General features: G+C 69.7%; 19 protein-coding genes. 4 read left to right on the top strand and 15 right to left on the bottom strand.

Annotation, left to right across the window (positions count from 1 at the left end; all coding sequences use genetic code 11):
* Positions 1 to 114 precede the first annotated feature (114 nt).
* The 7 genes from ACWMMN_RS23430 to ACWMMN_RS23400 all read right to left on the bottom strand — a co-directional run bounded on the left by ACWMMN_RS23430 (position 115) and on the right by ACWMMN_RS23400 (position 8,393).
* Positions 115 to 888 (bottom strand): SDR family NAD(P)-dependent oxidoreductase, encoded by a 774-nt coding sequence (locus ACWMMN_RS23430; protein WP_059240418.1) that lies wholly within the window; start codon positions 886 to 888, stop codon positions 115 to 117.
* A 32-nt stretch (positions 889 to 920) separates the two neighbouring features.
* Positions 921 to 2,507 carry a FadD3 family acyl-CoA ligase gene (locus ACWMMN_RS23425; RefSeq protein ID WP_486424016.1) on the bottom strand — a complete coding sequence of 529 codons (1,587 nt, stop codon included), beginning with the start codon at positions 2,505 to 2,507 and terminating at the stop codon, positions 921 to 923.
* 39 nt (positions 2,508 to 2,546) lie between these two features.
* Complete coding sequence (locus ACWMMN_RS23420) at positions 2,547 to 3,590, bottom strand: ferredoxin--NADP reductase (RefSeq protein WP_174991179.1); 1,044 nt, start codon at positions 3,588 to 3,590, stop codon at positions 2,547 to 2,549.
* A gap of 15 nt (positions 3,591 to 3,605) precedes the next feature.
* Positions 3,606 to 4,124: a flavin reductase family protein gene (locus ACWMMN_RS23415; RefSeq protein WP_059240415.1), complete on the bottom strand. Its 519-nt coding sequence runs from the start codon at positions 4,122 to 4,124 to the stop codon at positions 3,606 to 3,608.
* Entirely contained in the window at positions 4,121 to 5,881 is a 1,761-nt protein-coding gene (locus ACWMMN_RS23410; protein WP_486424015.1) for an FAD-dependent oxidoreductase, read from the bottom strand. The genes ACWMMN_RS23415 and ACWMMN_RS23410 overlap by 4 nt, the downstream gene beginning before the upstream one ends.
* Positions 5,882 to 5,891: 10 nt before the next feature.
* On the bottom strand, positions 5,892 to 7,085 hold the full coding sequence (locus tag ACWMMN_RS23405; protein WP_174991180.1) for an acyl-CoA dehydrogenase family protein: 1,194 nt from the start codon (positions 7,083 to 7,085) through the stop codon (positions 5,892 to 5,894).
* Positions 7,086 to 7,253: 168 nt separating this feature from the next.
* Positions 7,254 to 8,393 (bottom strand): LLM class flavin-dependent oxidoreductase, encoded by a 1,140-nt coding sequence (locus tag ACWMMN_RS23400; protein ID WP_059240412.1) that lies wholly within the window; start codon positions 8,391 to 8,393, stop codon positions 7,254 to 7,256.
* A 260-nt stretch (positions 8,394 to 8,653) separates the two neighbouring features.
* On the opposite strand from ACWMMN_RS23400, the gene ACWMMN_RS23395 reads away from it, so the two are divergent.
* Positions 8,654 to 9,004 (top strand): VOC family protein, encoded by a 351-nt coding sequence (locus ACWMMN_RS23395; RefSeq protein ID WP_047903137.1) that lies wholly within the window; start codon positions 8,654 to 8,656, stop codon positions 9,002 to 9,004.
* A gap of 47 nt (positions 9,005 to 9,051) precedes the next feature.
* Here the strand turns inward: ACWMMN_RS23395 and ACWMMN_RS23390 are convergent, their stop codons facing one another.
* The gene (locus tag ACWMMN_RS23390; RefSeq protein ID WP_059240411.1) at positions 9,052 to 9,912 is read right to left on the bottom strand and encodes a LysR family transcriptional regulator; all 861 of its coding nucleotides are present in this window, start codon (positions 9,910 to 9,912) and stop codon (positions 9,052 to 9,054) included.
* Positions 9,913 to 10,070: 158 nt separating this feature from the next.
* Between ACWMMN_RS23390 and ACWMMN_RS23385 the strand changes: the two genes are divergently transcribed.
* Complete coding sequence (locus ACWMMN_RS23385) at positions 10,071 to 11,459, top strand: DHA2 family efflux MFS transporter permease subunit (RefSeq protein ID WP_486424014.1); 1,389 nt, start codon at positions 10,071 to 10,073, stop codon at positions 11,457 to 11,459.
* Positions 11,460 to 11,468: 9 nt separating this feature from the next.
* On the opposite strand, the gene ACWMMN_RS23380 is transcribed toward ACWMMN_RS23385, so the two are convergent.
* Complete coding sequence (locus tag ACWMMN_RS23380; RefSeq protein ID WP_059240409.1) at positions 11,469 to 11,849, bottom strand: DUF4377 domain-containing protein; 381 nt, start codon at positions 11,847 to 11,849, stop codon at positions 11,469 to 11,471.
* A gap of 222 nt (positions 11,850 to 12,071) precedes the next feature.
* Between ACWMMN_RS23380 and ACWMMN_RS23375 the strand changes: the two genes are divergently transcribed.
* Positions 12,072 to 13,247, top strand: coding sequence for a helix-turn-helix transcriptional regulator (locus ACWMMN_RS23375; protein WP_059240408.1), 1,176 nt, complete (start codon positions 12,072 to 12,074; stop codon positions 13,245 to 13,247).
* Between the two features lie 152 nt (positions 13,248 to 13,399).
* Positions 13,400 to 14,593, top strand: coding sequence for a tyrosine-type recombinase/integrase (locus ACWMMN_RS23370; protein WP_059240981.1), 1,194 nt, complete (start codon positions 13,400 to 13,402; stop codon positions 14,591 to 14,593).
* 34 nt (positions 14,594 to 14,627) lie between these two features.
* Here ACWMMN_RS23370 and ACWMMN_RS23365 read toward each other — a convergent pair whose 3' ends face one another.
* The 6 genes from ACWMMN_RS23365 to ACWMMN_RS23340 all read right to left on the bottom strand — a co-directional run bounded on the left by ACWMMN_RS23365 (position 14,628) and on the right by ACWMMN_RS23340 (position 19,388).
* Positions 14,628 to 14,846 carry a YXWGXW repeat-containing protein gene (locus ACWMMN_RS23365; RefSeq protein WP_059240407.1) on the bottom strand — a complete coding sequence of 73 codons (219 nt, stop codon included), beginning with the start codon at positions 14,844 to 14,846 and terminating at the stop codon, positions 14,628 to 14,630.
* Between the two features lie 61 nt (positions 14,847 to 14,907).
* Positions 14,908 to 16,065, bottom strand: a complete 1,158-nt coding sequence (locus ACWMMN_RS23360; protein ID WP_486424013.1) for a DUF1501 domain-containing protein — start codon at positions 16,063 to 16,065, stop codon at positions 14,908 to 14,910.
* A 2-nt stretch (positions 16,066 to 16,067) separates the two neighbouring features.
* Entirely contained in the window at positions 16,068 to 17,462 is a 1,395-nt protein-coding gene (locus tag ACWMMN_RS23355) for a DUF1800 domain-containing protein (protein WP_059240405.1), read from the bottom strand.
* A gap of 224 nt (positions 17,463 to 17,686) precedes the next feature.
* Positions 17,687 to 18,190: a periplasmic heavy metal sensor gene (locus ACWMMN_RS23350; protein ID WP_059240404.1), complete on the bottom strand. Its 504-nt coding sequence runs from the start codon at positions 18,188 to 18,190 to the stop codon at positions 17,687 to 17,689.
* On the bottom strand, positions 18,187 to 18,606 hold the full coding sequence (locus tag ACWMMN_RS23345; RefSeq protein ID WP_059240403.1) for a hypothetical protein: 420 nt from the start codon (positions 18,604 to 18,606) through the stop codon (positions 18,187 to 18,189). Before ACWMMN_RS23345 ends, ACWMMN_RS23350 begins: the two co-directional genes overlap by 4 nt.
* Positions 18,603 to 19,388, bottom strand: a complete 786-nt coding sequence (locus ACWMMN_RS23340; protein ID WP_256086317.1) for an RNA polymerase sigma factor — start codon at positions 19,386 to 19,388, stop codon at positions 18,603 to 18,605. Before ACWMMN_RS23340 ends, ACWMMN_RS23345 begins: the two co-directional genes overlap by 4 nt.
* Positions 19,389 to 19,411: the final 23 nt, after the last annotated feature.

Genomic DNA, 19,411 nt, shown 5'->3' with positions numbered 1-19,411 from the left:
TCGGTCCGGTCATGCCGGCGTGCGCCGCGATACCGCAGGCATGACCGGCCCGCCAATGCAAAGGCCGCTCGCAACGAGCGGCCCGTCCGGCACGATCGGTCGGCCGCGCGACAGCTACAGCCCGTACCCCCCGGAAACATTCAACTGCTGCCCCGTCACATAATCAGCCCGATCCGACGCCAGGAACACGGCCGCCCGCCCGACGTCGTGCGCCTTCCCCCAGCGCTTCAGTGCGAGCATCTTCTGCGTCTCGTCGATCCACGCCTGGTCGAACTGCCCCTGTTCGAGCAGCACCGGAAACATCCCGGCCTCGATCACGCCGACCAGGATCGAATTCGCGCGAATGTTGTAACGCCCTTCCTCGCGCGCCAGCCCCTTGACCAGCGCCTCGTTCGCCGCCTTCGGCGCGACCGACAGCCCGTCGCGATCGGGCCAGCGCAGGTGTCCGGCCGAGCCGAGCGTCACGAACGACCCGCCGCCCGATGCGCGGAAATGCGGCAGCGCAGCCTTCGCGGCCACGAAGAAGCCGATCGTCTCGACATCGATCGCGCGGCGCCAGTCGTCGTGCGTCATGTCGCCGATATGGCGCTGGTTCACGAACGGGCCGGCGGCCCACACGACCGTGTGCACGCGACCATGCGCGTCGATCGCGGCCGCGAGCGCGGCATCGACCTGCGCGGGATCGGTCACGTCCACGCAGTGCGTGGTGGCCGCCGCGCCTTCGCCGCGAACGTCGCGCGCGACGCGCTCGGCGACGTCGGCCTTGCTGCGATAGCCCACCGCGACCGGTACGCCGGCGCGCGCAAATTCGAGCGCGACGCCCTGCCCGATCCCGCCGCTACCGCCGAACACGAGTACCGCGCCCGGCGGAAATCCGTTGTCGTTCATGCGTTCATCCCGTTCATGTGTCGCTTCATCGCTCAGGCCGCCGCCTCGGTCGCTGCGCGCAGCCGGTACTTCAGCACCTTCCCCGCCGCGCTCGTCGGCAGTTGCTCGACGAACGTGAAAAAGCGCGGCACCTTGTAGTTCGCCATGTTGCTGCGCGCCCAGTCGTTCAGCGCATCGGCATCGGCCTGCGCGCCCGGGCGCAGTACGACATACGCGTGACCGACCTCGCCGAGGCGCGTATCGGGCACGCCGACCAGCGCGACCTGCGCGATCGCCGGATGCGCGGCGAGCAGCCGCTCGATCTCCGCCGGATAGCAATTGAAGCCGCCGACGATGAACATGTCCTTGATGCGGTCGGTGATCTTCAGGTTGCCGTTCGCATCGACGCAGCCGAGATCGCCGGTATGAAGCCAGCCATCGGCATCGACGGTCTCGCGCGTCGCGTCCGGCTGGTTGAAGTAACCGCGCATCACGTTGTAGCCGCGCACCCAGATTGCGCCGGTCTCGTCCGGCCCGAGCGGCACGCCGCCCGGCCCCGCGATGCGCAGCTCGACGCCCGGCATCGGCCGGCCCGACGTATAGGCAACCGTCTCCGCATCGTCGCCTTGACGGCACAACGTCGCGAAGCCGCACGATTCGGTCAGTCCGTAGCCGGTCAGCACCGTCTCGAAGCCGAGCTCCGCACGCATCCGCTCGATCAGGCTCGGAGCGATCGCCGCCGCCCCCGTCACCGCGATCCGCAGCGACGACAGGTCGCGCGTCGCGCGATCGGGCGCGTCGAGCAGCGCGTAGTACAGCGTCGGCGGGCCGGGCAACACCGACACGCGGTCGTCGGCCACGCGCCGCAGCACGTCGGCCGGCTGGAACACGAGATGCGGCAGCACGGTCGCGCCGCTCGACAGCGCGGCGAGCCAGCCGGCCTTGTAGCCGAACGTGTGGAAAAACGGATTGACGATCAGGTAGCGGTCGTCCTGCCGTACACCCGCGATCGCCGCCCACGCCTGCGCGGCGCGCAGGTTCTGGCCGTGCGCGGTCATCACGCCTTTCGGGCGGCCCGTCGTGCCGGACGTGAACATCAGGTCCATCACGGTGTCGGGCGTGACCTGCGCCTCGCGTTCGCGCACCGCGGCAAGCGGCACCGCCGCGCCGCGTGCGAGAAATGCGTTCCAGGTCTCGTCGCGCGCGCCTGAAGGCGGTTCGCCGTCGAATACGACAACGCGCTCGAGCATCGCAGGCCGGTGCGGCGCGAGCATCGCCGGATACGATTCGCCGAGGAAGGTGCCGCAGCAGAACAGCAGCCGCACGCCGCCGTCGTGCAGGATGCCGCCGACCTCCATCCCCTTCATTCGCGTATTGACCGGCACGAGAATCGCGCCGACCGTATGGATCGCCAGCGCCGCGACGATCCATTGCGGCAGGTTCGGCGCCCAGACCGCCACACGGTCGCCGGCGTCGATACCGCTCGCCAGCAGCGCACGGGCCGCATCGAGTCGTGCGGCATCGAGTTCCGCGTAGGTCAGCCGGCCGTGCTCCGACTCGATCGCCGGATGCGTGCCGTGGCGCGCGGCAGCCCGCGCGATCAGCGCGGGCGTGGTCAGGATTTCGTTGTCCATCGTCATAGATCAAGGTTGCCGTGCGCGCCGCCGGCGCGGCACGGCTCAGTCGGGAAACACCACGCGCAGCGCATCGCTCGCGGGCCGCGCGCAACAGGCGAGCGTCCAGCCGGCCGCAATCTCGTCGTCGTCGAGCACGTGGTTGCTGTCGAGCACGACCTCGCCGCGCTCGATCCGGCACATGCACGCGCCGCATTGCCCCATCCGGCAGGAATTCGGCGCAGGGACACCCGCACGCAGCATCGCATCGAGCAGCGTTTCGCCGGGCGCACTGTCGAACGCGAATGCGTCGCCGTCGAGCACCGTCTCGATCGCCGCGCCGTCGCCGGACGCCGCCGTTGCCGCGGCTTGCGCCGCGGTGTCGGCCTGCGCCGGCGCATCGGGCAGCGACGCGAATCGCTCGACATGCACGCGCGCACGCGGCAACCCGAGGCCGAGCATCGCGGCCAGCGCGTTCTCCATGAACAGCGCGGGCCCGCAGATGAACGTCTCCTGCTGGCTGAACGGCCGCGCGAGCTCCTCGAGGTGACGCTGCTGCGGAATCCCCTGCACGCTGTCGAGCCAGTGGATCACGCGCACGCGGCCCGGATGACGCTGCGCGAGCTGCTGCAGCTCGTCGCGGAAAATCACCGAGCGTTCGTCGCGGTTCGCATAGATCAGCGTCAGCATCCCGCGCCCGCGCACGAGCGCCGATTTCAGGATCGACAGCACCGGCGTGATGCCGCTGCCGCCCGCGAACAGCAGCAGGTCGCCGTCGAGCGTGCGTGGCGTGAACACGCCGGCCGGCGGCAGCACGTCGAGCGCGTCGCCTGCCTTCACGCGGTCGCACAGCCAGTTCGACGCGCGGCCGTCGCGCACGCGCTTGACGGTGATCTTCGGCGCCGCGTCGATGCCGGGTGCGCTCGACAGCGAATAGCAGCGCGCGACGGTCGCGTCCGCACACGGCACGTTCAGCGTCAGGAACTGCCCGGGCCGGTACGTGAATGCATCACGTAGCCCGGCCGGTACGTCGAACACGAACGAACACGCGTCGTCGCTTTCGGCAATCACTTCGGCCACGGTCAGCCGGTGGAAGCGTGGATCGCTCATGGCCAGATCCTTGCGTCACGCGGCCACACGGGCCACCGGCGCGCCGGGCGTCGTATACGCGCCGTCGAGATAGACGAGCGGATCGACGTCACCGCTCATCAGCACCTCGCGGATGCGCCCGATGAACACCGTATGCGTGCCGTATTCGAAACGGCCGTCCTGCTCGCACACGAGGCTTGCCTGCGAATCGCGCAGATACGGCACGCCGTGCGGCGACGTATCCCAGTCGCCGGTCGTGAAGCGCGCCTCGCCCTTCAGGCGGCCGCTGCAGTCGATCGCGATGCCTTCGTGCCGCGCGGACAGCACGTTCACGCAGAACGGCGCGCCCGCATCGAGCGGTGGATACAGCGACGCGGTGCGGTTGATGCAGATCAGCAGCGAAGGCGGATCGGTCGACAACGAATCGACCGCCGTCGCGGACATCGAGTAGCGCCGGCCGTCGTGCGTGCTACTGATGACCGTGACGGAGCGCGCGAGGCGGCGCATCGCGAGCAGCATGTCGGTGCGCAGTGGATGGTTGGTGAGATCGCTCATGATCGGACTCCGTCAAGTTCAGTCGTGGATGGCCGGGCCTGCCGGCCTCCGGCCTCGGCTGCGCGAGCAGCCAGGTGGTCGGCGGCGAGATACCCGAAGGTCATCGCCGGACCGAGCGTCGAGCCCGCGCCGGGGTAGCTCGTGCCCATCACCGATGCGCTGGTGTTGCCGATCGCGTAGAGGCCGTCGATCGGCTCGCCATCGGCACGCAGCACGCGGGCGTGCACGTCGGTGACGAGCCCGCCCTTCGTGCCGATATCGCCCGCATCGACCCGCGCCGCGTAGAACGGCGCTTCGTCGACCGGCCCGAGACACGGGTTCGGCGTATTGCGCGGATCGCCGTAGTAGGTGTCGAACGCGTTGTCGCCCTTGCCGAACGCTTCGTCGACGCCGATGGCCGCGTAACGCGCCATGTCGCGCAGCGTGTCGTGCAGGCCGGCCGCGTCGACACCGATCTTCGCGGCAAGCGCATCGATCGTGTCGGCCTTCACGAGTACCTCGCGAAACGCTTGCGGAATCCGCGCATCGGGCATCATCGACGCCGGCATGACCGGCCCGCACGGATACTTGCGGCGAAAGCGCGCGTCGAACACCATCCACGCGGGCACGGTCACGCCGGTGCGCGCATGGTCGCGATACATCGCGGGCACGAATTCCGAATACGGCGCGGCTTCGTTGACGAAGCGCTTGCCGAGACCGTTGACGATCACGCAGCCCGGCAGGTTGCGTTCGACGAACAGCCCGCGCTGCTTCTCCTCGCCCGCGACGCGGACCGTCGGCACACCCCACACGTGCTCCATCAAATCCAGCGCGCCGCCGAGCCGGTGGCCTTCGGCGATCGCGTCGCCGGTGTTGGACGGCGGCGTCGCGCTCCACTGCGCCTGGGTCGGCTGCGGCAGGTAGCGCTCGCGCATCGGCTGGTTGCGCTCGAAGCCGCCCGCGCCGAGGATCACGCCGTGCCGCGCGGCGATCGTCACCGGCTGCCCGAAGCGTTGCGCGCGCACGCCCGTCACGCGGCCGTCCACATCGAGCAGGTCGCGCATCGGCGTGTCGAGCCACACGGGCACGCTGCGGTCGAGCAGCGCACGACGCAAGCCGCCGATCAACGCGTTGCCGAGCGTCAGGCGCCGGTCGCGCCGCGTGCGTCGGCGCATGCCGAAATCGAGCCAGTAGCGGCCGAACTGCCTGATCGTGAGCGTCATGAAGCCGGGGCCGCGCGCAAACAGCGTGTGCGCTTCCTTCGACGTCACCGCGAGACGCCCGAAGATCAGCGTGCCGGGCGACGGCGGCCGCAGCCGGTCGAACTCGTCGCCGAGCAGCCCGCCGTCGAACGGCATCGGATCGAGCGCGCGATAGCCCGGCATCGCGCCCGGCAGCTTCTGGAAATAGTCCGCGTATTTCGGCAACGCCTGGAAGCGCACGGGTGTCTTCGATTCCAGATAGCGCAGCATCTCCGGCGCGCGATCGAGATACGCGTCGAGCCGCTCGGGTGTCGACGCGCCGGCCACGCACGCGTCGACATAGCCGCGCGCGGCTTCGCGCGAATCGGTCGCACCGAGTTCGGCGATATGGTGGTTGCACGGAATCCAGATGCCGCCGCCCGAAACGGCCGACGTGCCGCCATACAGCGCCGTCTTCTCGATCACGACGACGGACAACCCGTGGTCGGCCGCGCGGCACGCGGCGAGCAGCGCGCCCGCGCCCGAGCCGACGACGACCACGTCGAACGTGTATTGCTGTGCTTGCGTGTCGTTCATCACGGCCTCGTCAGATGAAGAAGTCCGTGTTTTCGCGGCCGAGCATCACCGCGCCGAGGTTCTGGCCGAAGCGGTCCACGTTGTTCGCGTAGTGCGCGCGGGCCGCATGCAGATCGAGGAAGCGGCGCACCAGCGGATTGCGGTGATAGATGCCGTTGCCGCCCGCATAGCGCAGCAGCGTATTCGCGGCCTGCGCGCAGCGCTCGGCGACCTGTGCGGACTGGTAACGGAAATGCACGCGACGCTCGATCGACACGGCCGGCCCGCCGGTCACCGACGCCATCAGTTCCGCGAAATTGCGCTTGAGCAGCACCTTCATCTCGTCGATCGCGACGGCCGCGTTCGCACACGCGTTCTGCGCGCCCGGATCGTCGGTCGTCTTCGCGCCGCTGTTCGCGGACACGCGCGTTGCCGCATAGCCGGTGAAATCGTCGAGCGCGCCCTGCAGCGCGCCGATGCACGACGTGCACACCGCGCGCACGAAGATCTGCGCGAACGGCAGCTTGAACAGCGGCGCGTCGTTGAGGGCGAGACCGGGGCTCGTGCCCATCATCCCGTCGATCGCCTTGTGCGTGCGGTACGCAGGCACGAACGCGTCGTCGACGACGATGTCGTGGCTGCCGGTCGCGCGCAGGCCGAGCACGTCCCAGTCCTGCTGGATCCGGTAGTCGGATTTCGGCAGCAGGAAGGTCCGGTATTCAGGCGGCTGGCCGGCTTCGGCCGGCGGCACCAGCGCACCGAGGAACACCCATTCGCACAGTTCGCTGCCGCTCGAGAACTTCCAGTGGCCCGACAGGCGGAAGCCGCCGTCGACCGGCGTCACGCGACCGACCGGCATGTAGGTCGACGCGATCAGCGTCGCCGGATCGTGGCCCCATACGTCCTGCTGCGCGCGTTCGTCGAACAGCGCGAGCTGCCAGTTGTGCACGCCGACGACGCCGTACACCCACGCGGTCGACATGCAGCCGCGCGCGAGCGCCATCTGGATGTCGAAGAAGGCCTGCGGATCGAGCTCGTGGCCGCCGTAGCGCTTCGGCTGCAGCACCTTGAAGAAGCCGGCGGCCTGCATGTCGGCGATCGTCTCGGCGGGGATGCGGCCCTGCGCTTCCGCCTGCGCGGCGCGGCCGGCCAGTATCGGCGCCAGTGCCTCGGCCCGGGCGATCAGCGTGGCAGCCAATGCGTTCGAATCGTTGTCGCGATGCACGAATGTCTCCTGTGGAACGGGGGCTGCGCCGTGGCACCCGCCCCGCTCTCGTTCAAAGTTGTTCGGCGCGGCCTGGCCGCGGGCGATGCTCGCCACCACCGATGGTCGGCTTCGCGCGACCGCGCCGCATCGTCCGACCGGACGGGACGACGGGCGCGGCCTCATGCATCACGCGCAGGCGCGTTCCTTCTCGCGGTTGAAGAACGGGATCACGTGCTCGCCGATGTTGCGGATGGTCTCCATCTGCGCTTCATGCGGCACCGTGCCCATCTGGCACAGGAACAGCACTTCGTCGACGCCGGCCTCCTGCAGGCGGCCGACATAGCCGATGCAGTCGTCCACCGTGCCGTACGCGTGGTTCGGGTTCATCATCGCGAGCGCCGGGTCGGCGAAGTTCACGACGACTTCCTCCGACGCGAAGCGCGAGCGGATCACCATCTCGCCGGTGTCGGCCTGCACGAGATCGTCGCCCCACTTCGCCGGGTCCGGACGCTCGCCGCCCGTGTACCAGTACGCGAGCGATTCCATGAAGTAGCGCTGGCCGCGGATGCCGATCTTGCGGGCCGCCTGGCCGTCGGCCATCACGACCGTCGGGCACAGCGCCGCGAGGTGCTGGGTCGGGCGGAAGCCGACCTGGTCTTCCGGCTTGCGGTTCGCCCACGCTTCACGGTAGACGGCGTTCTTCTTCGCGACTTCGTCGGGGCCTCCGAAACCGAGCACCAGCGCGCCCATCCCGCGCTGGCCGGCGCGCAGCAGCGCATCGGTGTTCGTACACGCGAGGTACATCGGCGGGTGCGGATCCTGGAACGGCTTCGGGTGGATCGGGCGCTTCGGGATCTTGATGTACTTGCCGTCGTGCTCGATCTCGTCCTGCACGAACATCTTCGGCACGAGATACATCGATTCGTCGATCATCGGCTGCAGTTCGTTGAGGTCGTAGCCGAACGCGCCGGCTTCCTGCTGGCTGCCGCCCTTGCCGACGCCGAAATGCACGCGGCCGCCCGACAGGATGTCGAGCAGCGCGACGCGTTCCGCCACCTTGATCGGGTGGTTCATCGCCGGCGGCAGGCACACGACGCCGTGGCCCAGGCCGATGCGCGTCGTGCGGCCGGCCAGGTAGGCAAGGAAGGTTTCCGGCGCGCTCATGTGCGCATAGTTGGTCAGCGACGTGTGCTCCACGCACCAGATCGTGTCGAAACCGACCTGCTCGGCGAGCAACGCCTGCTCGACCGTCTCCTTGAACACCTGGTGGTCGCCCTCGCGCGATGCGTCGGTGGTCTGGGCTTCGTAGATGAGGGAAAACTTCATTGCGTGCGTCTCCATGTATGTTGGACGAGTCGGGGTCGTGCGGCCCGCCCGCACGATACGGACGAATAGCGACGGTCCACGAATGGGAGTGTCGGCGCGCCGGCTGGCGTGGGCATCATCTGTTCGGAGTATCTGTATGCCGGCGGGGACAGAGGGGTTTCACCGTCATCCGATCGGACTGCGTGACGGCGCGAGCGACGCGCTAGCATCGACCGGCGGCGCATTGCACGCCGCCCTCATCAAGACAAGGGAGAACCGGAATGAAGGTATCGATGCTGCTGTATCCGGTCGACGACATCGACACGGCGCTGCCGCTGTTCGTCGACGGACTGGGCCTGAACGTGAAGTTCCGCGACGGCGACCGCTATTGCGCGCTCGACGGCGGCCCGCTGACGATCGCGCTGGTCGCGGGCGACGAGCAGATCGTCGAGCGCGCGGCGCTCACGCTGCGCGTCGACGAGGACGACGACCTGTATGCGGCCATGGCGCGGGTCGTGAAGGCCGGCGCATCGGTGCGCGTGCCCGTGCAGGCCGGGCCGCACGAATACCGCGCGGTGCTGGAGGACAAGAACGGCGCGCTGCTCGTGATTTCGCAGAAGCGGTCAGCCTGACGACGCGCGGCGCGGGCACGCCGCACGCAACACAGGCGCAAGCGGCGTTACGCGTCCGCGCCCGACGCGCGCAGGTCGCTGGTTTCGAGCAGCTCGAGCAGCGTGCCGGCCGGCTGGCTCAGCCGCTTCGCGGCGAGCGCGATGAATTCGACGTCCGGCAGCACGGGCAACCCGTCGCCGTTCACGGGTGGCGCAAGGCCACGCGCGGACAGGTATTGCGACGTCGCGGTCAGCCCGAGCCCCGCACGGGCGGCCGCGATGCAGCCCGGCTGGCTGCTGCTCGAACACACGACTTCCCAGCCGATCCCCTTTTCCGCGAGCGCATTCAGCACCACCGCGCGCGTGACGCTCGGCTCGGCCACCAGCACGAGCGGGAGCGGCCGCTCCAGGTCGACGACGGTGCCGGGCCGCGCGACCCATTCGAGCCGTGCGCGCAGCAGCGGCGTGCCGCGCCGCTCGCCGAGCCGCCGCTTGCCGATCATCAGATCCAGCGCGCCTGCATCCATCAGTTCGTAGAGCCGGCTCGTCATGCCGGTGGTGATTTCCAGCGCGACGTCGGGATGCGCAGCGCGGAACCCGGCAAGCACGTCCGGCAGCGCGACGAGCGCGAGGTCGTCGGACGCGCCGAGCCGCACACGCCCCTGCAGCCGCGGCTTGCGGAACTGCGATTCCGCGCGGTTCAGCGCCTGCAGGATCACGTTCGCATGCACGAGCAGCGCCTCGCCGTCGGCCGTCATCGCGATCGAATGCGTGTCGCGCACGAACAGCCGCCGGCCGACGCTCTCTTCGAGGCGACGGATGTGTTCGCTGACGCTCGACTGGTTGAGCCCGAGCTGCCGCCCCGCTTCGGTGAAGCTGCGGCAGTTCGTGACGGTCGCGAAGGTCTTGAGCCAGACGGGATTGAGCATTCCGCATTGTCATCGGCAATTCCGATGACAGTCAATGTCTTGAGGCGGCTTCCCGATGATCACCGGAATCGGTACCATCGAGCGCTTGAAGTCCGGTAGGCGCCGCGCGACCGCGCACCGGCGCACCTGCGCCGGGCTTTCGCACCACCGATTTCGCCATGTCCCGGGAACCCACACACTCCGCGCTGCTCTGGATCGTCGCCGCTGCATTCTTCATGCAGTCGCTCGACACGACGATCGTCAACACCGCGCTGCCTTCGATCGCCCAAAGCCTGCATGCGTCGCCGCTCGCGATGCAGCCGGTCGTGGTCGTCTACACGCTGACGATGGCGATGCTCACGCCGGCGTCCGGCTGGCTCGCCGACCGGTTCGGCACGCGCCGCGTGTTCTCCGTCGCGATCCTCGTGTTCGTGCTCGCGTCGATCGGCTGCGCGGCGTCGCACACGCTCGGCCAGCTCGTCATTGCGCGCGCCGTGCAGGGCATCGGCGGCTCGATGCTGCTGCCGATCGGGCGGCTCGCCGTGCTGCGGCGCGTGCCGGGCGAGCAGTACGTCGCGGCGATCGCGTTCGTGTCGATCGCCGGCCAGCTCGGCCCGATCGTCGGGCCGACGCTCGGCGGCTGGCTCACGCAGGCGATTTCATGGCACTGGGTGTTCATCGTCAACGTGCCGGTCGGCGTAGTCGGTTTCATCGCGGTGCAGCGCTACCTGCCGCACGACCAGGCGACGCAGCCGCCACCGTTCGACTTCGTCGGCTGTGCGCTGCTGTCGGTCGCGATGATCGCGCTGTCGCTCGCGATCGACCCGCCCATGCCCGCGCATCGCGCCGCGTGGGCGGTCGGGCTTGCCGTGGCCGGCCTCGCGAGCGCGCTCGCGTACCTGCCGCATGCGCGGCGGCGCGCGCAACCGCTGTTCCGGCTCGGGCTGTTCCGCGAGCCGAATTTCGGTTCCGGGCTGCTCGGCAACCTGCTGTGCCGGATCGGCACGAGTTCGGTGCCGTTCATGCTGCCGCTGCTGATGCAGGTGCAGCTCGGCTATACGCCGCTGCAATCGGGGTTGATGATGCTGCCGGCCGCAATCGCAGGCGTGATCGCGAAACGCTGGATCGCGCCGCTCGTGAAGCGCTTCGGCTATGCGGCGTTTCTGGTCGTGAATACGGCAATCGTCGGCTGCGCGATCGCGGGATTCGCGCTGGTGTCGGCGCGGCCCGCGCCGGTGCTCGAAGGTGTGCTGCTGATCGTGTTCGGCGCGGCGAACTCGATGCAGTTCGCGGCGATGAACGGCGTGACGCTCAAGGGGCTCTCGCATGCCGACGCCGGCAGCGGCAACAGCCTGTTCACGATGATGCAGATGCTCGCGATGGCCCTGGGTGTGTCGATCGGCGGCGGGCTCGTGAACCTGTTCGCCGCCTATTGGGGCTCGATGGCGCACGGATTCATGCTGTCGTTCGCGTGCATGGGGGCCGTCACGTTGCTGTCGTCCGCCGTGTTCCGGCGGATCGATACGGCCGCACCGCCGACCCATGCGGCGGCACGATCGTCCGCGTAAGCGCGGCCGTCAGTTCACCTGACGGCGTTCGACCACGCGCTTGAGCACCCAGCGGATCGACGAACCGTCGGCCGGCGGCTGCGCGACGTGGTATTCGTCGATTTCAAGCGTGTACAGGTAACCGGGCTGATAGGCGAACCCTTCGATGCCCGCGTACCACAGGCTCCACGGCTCGCTCGGGCTGCTGCGCACCTGCAGGCACTCCATCGGCGCGACGCCCATGCAGCGCGCGGACTGCGGCGCGACATAGACGGTCCTGGTCACCGGCTTGCCGTCGGCCGGGCGGGCCGCATTCGGTGCCGTGGCGGCCGCGTCGGTCTGGCATCCGGCGAGGAGCGTGCTGCCGGCAATGACGGCCGCGCCAAGCAGCGTTCGGGTCTTGTGAATCATCTGATGTGCCTCTGGAAGCGTTGGAGGGCCGATTAGACGCCCGGCGCGGCGAGAAAGTTCACAATTACCTTACAGAACGTGCCCGCCCCCCTCATTTATGGGATGTCGCGCCTATCCCGATACGTTACCGTGTTCCGGTGCCGCCGCGCGTATCGCCGCCGGTGGCCGAACGTGCACGCCAAGCGCATCGCGACCCGGCGGCCGAAACAGGAGACAACCCGAATGACCACGGCGCCCCCGGCCCTGCCGCCGAACCTTGCCCAATCGAAACTGACGCTCGAGCAGTTCGACGCTTTGCTCACGAAAATCTACGAAGGCCCGCTCGAGGACGTGCCGTGGGGCGCCGCACTCGAGCAGATCCGCGTGCACCTCCACGCGAACTACGTGACGATGATCCTGCGCTGGCCGGCCAGCGGCCATACAGGGCTGATGATCAACGCGTCCGAGGAGAGCGCACCGCTGACGGGCGTCGCGTCGTACAACAACTATTACTACGCACTCGATCCGTTCGTGAACCTGCCGGCCGATCGCGTCGTCACCGTCGACGAACTACTCGGCGTCGGCGTGTGGCGCAACAGCGCGATGTATGCGGAATTCCTGCAGCCGTTCGACGTCGGCTATCTGATGGGCGCCGACCTGCGCACGCACGACGGCGTCGAGTGCCGCTTTCGCGTCTGCCGTTCGCATCGCGGCCACGCGTTCTCCACAGCCGACAAGGCCGTCTGCAACGCGCTGCTGCCGCACCTGAAGCGCGCGGTGCGGCTGCACGCGAAGTTCGGGATGGTCGAATCCGAGCGCACGCTGTATGCCAGCACGATCGACCGCATGCTCGTCGGCACCGCGATTCTCGACGAGCGCGGCACGATCATGCGGACCAACTCCGTCGCGGACGAGATCTTCGCCGAATGCGACGGCCTGCGCGTGCGCGGCGGCACGCTCGAAGCGTCGTATCCGCTGGAGGACCGCAAGCTGCAGAAACTGATCCGCCAGGTGCTCGCGGAACGCACGGGCGTCACGCCGTCGGTCGCGCACGCGATCGCGGTGCCGCGCCCGTCCGGCAAGCCGCGGCTCGGCGTGCTGATCCGTGCGGTGCCGTTGAGCGAGTGGTCCGAGGACAACCCGCGCCGGCCGGCGTGCGCGATCTTCATCCGCGATGCCGAGCGCAAGTCGCAGGCGTCGCACGACATCGTGCGCAAGCTGTTCGACCTCACGCCGGCCGAGACCGCGCTGGCACTCGCGCTCGTCAACGGGCAAACGCTCGAGGAAGCGGCCGACGAACTCGCAATCAGCAAGAACACCGCGCGTTCGCACCTGCGCGCGATCTTTTCGAAAACCGGTGTCACGCGGCAGGCCACGCTGGTGCGGATGTTGTTGAACAGTGTGCTGTCGCTGGGGTAACGGGCGCTTCGTCACCGGCCAGTCGATCGCCTCCGACGGCGGTTTCACCGTGCGGTGATCGTGTACCATCGGCGCTTCCCGATACGCATTGACGCGCTGCCGTCGTCCGCCCGGCCGTGCCCGCGCGGTTCGTGCAGCGCGCCTCCCTTCGCATGCCCTCACCCGTTCCGTCCGACGCCGCGCTGCGCCCGCTGCCGATCGATACGCTGACCGTGCCGGCCTCGCTCGACGGACGCACCGGCTCCAACCGTTCGGGCAGCGCGCATCCGCAGATCGCCGCGACCAACGATCTCGACGCCGTGCGCGCCTGGCTCGCGCGCTTCGTCGACACACCGACCACGTTCCAGAACTACCGCAAGGAAGCCGAGCGTCTGCTGCTGTGGGCCGTGATCGCGTGCGGCAAGCCGCTGTCGTCGCTCACGCACGAGGATCTCGTCGTCTACCGGCAGTTCCTGCTCGCGCCCGCGCCGGCCGACCTGTGGTGCGCAAACGGCGGCCGCAAGCATCCACGCGACGATCCGCGCTGGCGGCCGTTCTACGGGCCGCTGTCGGCGGCCAGCCAGCGGCAGGCGCTGGTGATCCTGAACGTGATGTTCTCGTGGCTCGTGCAGGCCGGCTATCTGGCCGGCAACCCGCTCGCGTTGTCGCGGCAACGGCAGCGCCGGCCCGCACCGCGCGTCACGCGCCATCTCGGGCAGCCGCTATGGCAGTCGGTCAAGGACGCGATCGCCGCGATGCCGCGCGACGATGCGCGCGCGTGCTTCCATGCGGATCGCGCACGCTGGCTGTTCACGCTGCTGTATCTCGGCGGGCTGCGCATCACCGAAGCGGCCGATACGACGATGGGCCAGTTCTTCTGCCGGCGCGACGCGAACGGACACGACCGCTGGTGGCTCGACGTCACGGGCAAAGGCGGCCGGCAGCGGCTCGTGCCGGCCACCGGCGAGATGATGGCCGAACTGTCGCGCTACCGGCGCGCGCATGGCCTGCCCGCGCTGCCGTCGGACGGCGAGCCCACGCCGCTCGTGCTGCCGGTCGGCCAGGCGCGCAAGCCGCTCACGCGTGCGGCGCTGCACAGGATCGTGAAGCAGGTGTTCCGGCACGCGGCCGACCGGCTGCGTGCGAACGGCGAAGCCGGCGCACACGCGGCTCGGGTGCTCGAACAGGCGTCCGCGCACTGGCTGCGCCACAGCGCAGGCTCGCACATGGCCGACGGCCGCGTCGACCTCCGGCTCGTGCGCGACAACCTCGGCCACGTGTCGCTCACGACGACGAGCCAGTACCTGCACGCGGACGACGACTGGCGGCATCGCGAGACGGAAGAGAAACACCGGATCGGGTGGTAGCCGGCATCCGCACCACGCCGTACATCACGCCCGGTCAGTACACGCCCACCCAGTGCCCGGGCACCCACGCCCAGTGATTGCCGGCCCAGCGGTAATGGCCCTTCGCCCAGCGATAGCCAGGCGCGGGCGGCGGCGGCGCCACTTCGACGAGCGGCGCCGGCTGCGGCGGCCGCACGGGTTCGACCACGCAGGCGGACATCAGCACGGCACTCGCGCTCACCAGCACGGCAAGCGAAGCGGATCGGATCTTCATCGTCAATTCTCCCTGTTGTGTGTGTAATCGGTCGGCGGGCACGAACGCGGCATGCGCCGCGTCACGCAGTCCCGTGAATCAGGCCGCTCATCGGCCGCGTCGCGCCGCTTTCCGCGAACAACGCGGCTGCGGTGCGGCGTGGATCGAGACGCAGGCTTTCGGCAGCCGCGCCCGAGATCAGCGCGTCGAGCGACGCAGTCGGCTTCAGGTCGCGCCCTTCGTACAGGTCGCCCGGCCGCAGCCCCGGCCAGTCGGCGATCACGCGGCCGCCGGCGACCGCGCCGCCCGCGAGCATCGCAACCGATGCCTGCCCGTGATCGGTGCCGCCCGTGCCGTTCACCGCGGCCGTGCGGCCGAACTCGGTCGCGACCAGCACCGTGGTCTGCTGCCAGACGGGCCCGAGGCCGTCGCGCAGCGCGGCGAGCATCGTGTCGAGCGCCTTCAACTGATTCGCGAGCCGCGCGTTCTGCGCGCTGTGCGTGTCCCAGCCGCCCGTCTCGATCATCGCGATCCGCGGGCCGTCGTCGCGCGCGAGAAACGTCGCGGCGAGCTTGCCGACCCCGGCCGGGTCCTGGCGCGCATGCGCATCGCCGGCGAGACCGCGTGCCTCCATCGCCGACTGCCACAGCGGGCCGAGCTGCGCGTCGGCTTCGTAGAGCGCGGACACGCGCGCAAGCAGGTCGTCCGGCGCGGCCGGCAATCCGGACGGCGCATACGACGCGGCCTGCACGGTGCCGCGCAAGGCGAGCGGCACGGTCGGCGCAAATGCAATGGCGCTGTCGCGCGTCGCCGGCAGCAGCGCGGCGAGCCGGTTCAGCCAGCCGTCCCTCACCTGGTAGGGTGCACGGCCGCCGGTTTCAAGCACGTTCTGGCCGTCGAAATGCGAGCGGTCGCGATACGGCGACGCGATCGCGTGGACGAACAGCGCCTGCCCGTCGCGGTACAGCTGCGCGGTCTGCGCCAGCGACGGATGCAGCGCGAACGTGCCGTCGAGCCGCGTCGCGGCCGTCGTGTCGATCGCCAGCGGGCCGCGCAGCGACGCATACGCGGGCTCCGCATACGGGACGACGATGTTCAGGCCGTCGGCCGCCCCGCGCTGGATCACGAACACGAAACGCCGGTCGGTCGCGACGTTCGCGAACACGATTTGCGGTGCGACGAGGATCGCGCCCGCGCCGGCGGCGGCTACGCTCAGGAATTGTCGGCGGGACAGTGCCATGGTCATCTCCGTTGGAAATCGGGCGAAACGAGCAGCAACGCGAGCGACGTGGTCGCACTCTCCGCACGCGACAGCGCAGTCGCGGTCGGCGCGCTCATCGAACCGGCAAGCAGCGTGCCGCCGAGCGTGCGCGGGTCGAGCCGGTCGCCCGTGCGCGCGGCGAGGCGCTGGGCGATCTCGACGCGGCGCACGAGCGCGTCGGGCGCGGCCCAGCTCGCGGCGACGTCGTCGTAGCCGGCCGGCGAGCCCGGCCGCCATACCGGCTGGCCGAGCTGCGCGAGCAACGGCGCGGCCTTCAGGTCGCCCGTATCGCGCCAGCCGAGCCCGCGCAGCGACGACACGGCCCACTCCCACGGCGTCTTGAACTTGCGGTTGACCGGCGACCACGCTTCGGGCGCATCGACAAGCGCGCGATAGACGGTCGGCAGATCGCCGCCGCTCGCATCGAACGCGCGGGCCAGCCGGTCGGTCAGCGCGGGCGGCGGATTGTCGGCGACGAAATGACGGGCGAGCTGGAACGCGATGTGCCGGCCGGTTGCGTCCGAGCGTGCGAGGTCGTGCAGGATCGCGCGCGCCTGCGCTTCGCCCGGCTGATCGTAGGTGCGTCCCATCACCGTGCGCGAGCCCGGTTCGTGCAGCTTCGGGCGGAACACAAACGCGCCGGGCGCCGCATCGCCCGGCTGCGGCCCGCGCCCGCCGGCGATGCTCCAGCCGGTCAGCGCACGCGCGAATTCCGTCACGTCGGCTTGCGTGTAACCGGTGCGCACGCCGAGCGTATGCAGTTCCATGATTTCGCGCGCGAGGTTCTCGTTGAGCCCGCGCTTCGCCGACGGATTGCGCGCTTCGGCGCGCAGCGCAGCCGGGCTGTCGGGGCCGACCGAGCGCGCCTGGTCGAGAAACACCTGCATCGCGGGATGCTGCTCGACGGCGACGAGCATGTCCTCGAAGCGGCCGAGCACGTGCGGGCGGATCGCGTCGCGTTCGAACGCGCCCGCATACGCGGCCACCTGCCCCTTGTCGACCGATACCGCGAAATGGTTCGCCCAGAAATGCACGAGACGTTCGACGAACGGCGCGGGCGTGTTCAGCGCACTGTTCATGCGTGCGGCGACGGCGCTGCGATACGCGTCGTAGCCGTCGCGCCGGATCGATTGCGCGGTCGCGCGCTTCGCGGCTGCGTCGTCGCCCGTCATCGCGTTGCGCGCATTCGCGAAGCGCGTGGCGAGCGCGATCGCGTCGGGCTCGTCGGCCCACGCGGCAGGCCGTGCGTCGTAACGGTCGAATTGCGCGACGAGCGCCGCCTTCGGGTCGGCGGGCGGCGCTTCGTCGGCCCGCGCGCCGAGGCCGAAGCGGTTCAGCGCGATCGCGGCTGGCGTGGTGTCGTTCGGGTGGTCCATGACGGGCTCTCTTGCGGTGCGTACCCACGTTCAACGCGGGAACACCGGGAAATCCGTCGCGGAAACGAAAAATAATCTTGATCGGCGGAAGTCGCGCAGTGCGATCGCGTCGGTCATCGATGGACAACGACCGCACGATCGACCGGAACCGGCGCACGCATTGCGCGTGACCGACAGCACTCGACGGCGACACGCAGCTCGCGTGTCGCCCCCGGCGCGAGGATTTACTGGCTCGCCGGCGCGCCCTGCTTCTTCTGCAGCTTCGGCGGCAAACGCCAGTTGCCGCTGCGCTGCAACCCGTCGACGAACTTCGCGCGCTCGTCGGGCGCCAGCGTCGCCGCGAAATCGACGACGCTGCGCTCGACCTGGGTACGCATCGCCGTATCGGCCGCGCGTGTGCGGTCAAGCGCGGCGTCGATCGCCGCGCGATCGAGTTGCGGCGCGGCGAGCAGATCCAGCACGGTGATCCGGCCGTCGCGCCCTTCCCGCGCAAAATCGCGGCCGTCCTTGCGCGCCGCCTTCAGCGCGGCGGCGAACTCGCGCTGCCGCGCGTCGGGCAATTCGTCTGCCGCGAATCGCAACGCGGTGCGCGATGCCGGTGCGCCTGCCGCATGCAGGTCGCCATGCGTCGAGAACCACTGATAGGCGCCGCCGCCGATCGCGCCGAGCATGAACACGTTCAGCACGACCGAGCCGACGAGGATGAATTTCCAGCCGCGTTCAGTCATTCGTCACTCCAGTCCACGCTCGGACCGCCGAACGTCGTCGTCAGATAGCCCGGTTCGTGCTGCGACGTCGGTGCGCTGCCGAGCATCAGCATCGACACGGCCACCGCGCCCGCGAGCGCACCGGCCAGGCCGACACCGGCGAATGCCGCACCCGACCACCACACATTGCCACGCCGGCGCGCACGCTGCGGCGCGGGCGCCGTCGCGACGATACGCTCGACCAGCGACGGAGCGGGCGGTGCGACCGTGTCGTACGCGAGCCACGCATCGAGGTCGGCCGCGTCGTCCAGTGCGAGCAGCGCTTCACGCGGGTTCGCTTGCGCCCACGCCTCGGCGGCCGCGCGCTCGCCGGCCGGCCAGCGCCGCGCGTCCGAGCCGTACGCGGCGACGATGGTACGAAATCGTTCGGGTGTCATCGCTTGTCCTCGCTTGGTGGGTCGCCGGCCAGTTGCGCGCGCAGGTTGCGCCTCGCGCGGGCCAGCAGGCTTTCCAGCGCATCGACGGTGATGCCCATCAGGTTGGCCGCTTCCACATTCGACATTTCCTGATAGTACTGGAGCACGAGCGCCTCGCGCTGCCTCGGCGGCAACGCAGCCAGCGCCTGCCGCACGCGCGCGTCGCGCGAACGCAGTTCCGCATGCGCGGCCGGCTCCGGTTGCGTGTCGGGCACGTCGGGCAGCGTATCGACGGGCTCCTCGCGCCGGCCGCGCAACCGGTCGTAGCACAGGTTCAGCACGACGCGATGCAGCCACGTGTCGAAGCGCGCCTCGCCTTCGCGCCAGCGCGGCGCCTGGTTCCAGATTCGCAAGAACGTCTCCTGTGCGACGTCCTCGGCTTCGTTCCGGTCGCCGAGCATGCGCGTCGCCAATGCGAGCAGCCGCGGCAGCTTGCGCGCGACGAGCACGCGCACGGCCGACGAATCGCGCGCGCCGACGCGCGCGACGAGTTCCGCGTCCGGATCGCGGTCGCTACGGTCGTTCAACGCCGCCTGCTCCGTCGCGCGGCGCGCGGGCGCCGCACTGTCACGGCAGGTGTACCCGCCGCCCGGCTGAAGCTCATCGTCGTGCTCTCCTTGCATGCGTCGGGCCATCACCGGACGGCGCCACTCCGACTGTTCGCCAACGCCGTGCGCATCGCGCCCTGCGTCGCACACGGCGTCGGCCATGTCCGTGTCATCGACATCCGGTTCGCACGGCATATCGATCCTGTCTGCCGGCCGCG

This window comes from Burkholderia cepacia complex sp. TUM26381, assembly GCF_057439935.1.
This window is presented reverse-complemented; position numbering and strand designations above follow the sequence as displayed.

Coding starts and splice junctions, on each gene's coding strand:
- ACWMMN_RS23420 (WP_174991179.1), bottom strand. CDS start 3,590: ATGAGCGATCCACGCTTCCACCGGCTGACCGTGGCCGAAGTGATTGCC.
- ACWMMN_RS23340 (WP_256086317.1), bottom strand. CDS start 19,388: ATGCCGTGCGAACCGGATGTCGATGACACGGACATGGCCGACGCCGTG.
- ACWMMN_RS23380 (WP_059240409.1), bottom strand. CDS start 11,849: ATGATTCACAAGACCCGAACGCTGCTTGGCGCGGCCGTCATTGCCGGC.
- ACWMMN_RS23385 (WP_486424014.1), top strand. CDS start 10,071: ATGTCCCGGGAACCCACACACTCCGCGCTGCTCTGGATCGTCGCCGCT.
- ACWMMN_RS23375 (WP_059240408.1), top strand. CDS start 12,072: ATGACCACGGCGCCCCCGGCCCTGCCGCCGAACCTTGCCCAATCGAAA.
- ACWMMN_RS23360 (WP_486424013.1), bottom strand. CDS start 16,065: ATGGCACTGTCCCGCCGACAATTCCTGAGCGTAGCCGCCGCCGGCGCG.
- ACWMMN_RS23430 (WP_059240418.1), bottom strand. CDS start 888: ATGAACGACAACGGATTTCCGCCGGGCGCGGTACTCGTGTTCGGCGGT.
- ACWMMN_RS23400 (WP_059240412.1), bottom strand. CDS start 8,393: ATGAAGTTTTCCCTCATCTACGAAGCCCAGACCACCGACGCATCGCGC.
- ACWMMN_RS23355 (WP_059240405.1), bottom strand. CDS start 17,462: ATGGACCACCCGAACGACACCACGCCAGCCGCGATCGCGCTGAACCGC.
- ACWMMN_RS23370 (WP_059240981.1), top strand. CDS start 13,400: ATGCCCTCACCCGTTCCGTCCGACGCCGCGCTGCGCCCGCTGCCGATC.
- ACWMMN_RS23425 (WP_486424016.1), bottom strand. CDS start 2,507: ATGACGATGGACAACGAAATCCTGACCACGCCCGCGCTGATCGCGCGG.
- ACWMMN_RS23410 (WP_486424015.1), bottom strand. CDS start 5,881: ATGAACGACACGCAAGCACAGCAATACACGTTCGACGTGGTCGTCGTC.
- ACWMMN_RS23415 (WP_059240415.1), bottom strand. CDS start 4,124: ATGAGCGATCTCACCAACCATCCACTGCGCACCGACATGCTGCTCGCG.
- ACWMMN_RS23350 (WP_059240404.1), bottom strand. CDS start 18,190: ATGACTGAACGCGGCTGGAAATTCATCCTCGTCGGCTCGGTCGTGCTG.
- ACWMMN_RS23390 (WP_059240411.1), bottom strand. CDS start 9,912: ATGCTCAATCCCGTCTGGCTCAAGACCTTCGCGACCGTCACGAACTGC.
- ACWMMN_RS23395 (WP_047903137.1), top strand. CDS start 8,654: ATGAAGGTATCGATGCTGCTGTATCCGGTCGACGACATCGACACGGCG.
- ACWMMN_RS23345 (WP_059240403.1), bottom strand. CDS start 18,606: ATGACACCCGAACGATTTCGTACCATCGTCGCCGCGTACGGCTCGGAC.
- ACWMMN_RS23365 (WP_059240407.1), bottom strand. CDS start 14,846: ATGAAGATCCGATCCGCTTCGCTTGCCGTGCTGGTGAGCGCGAGTGCC.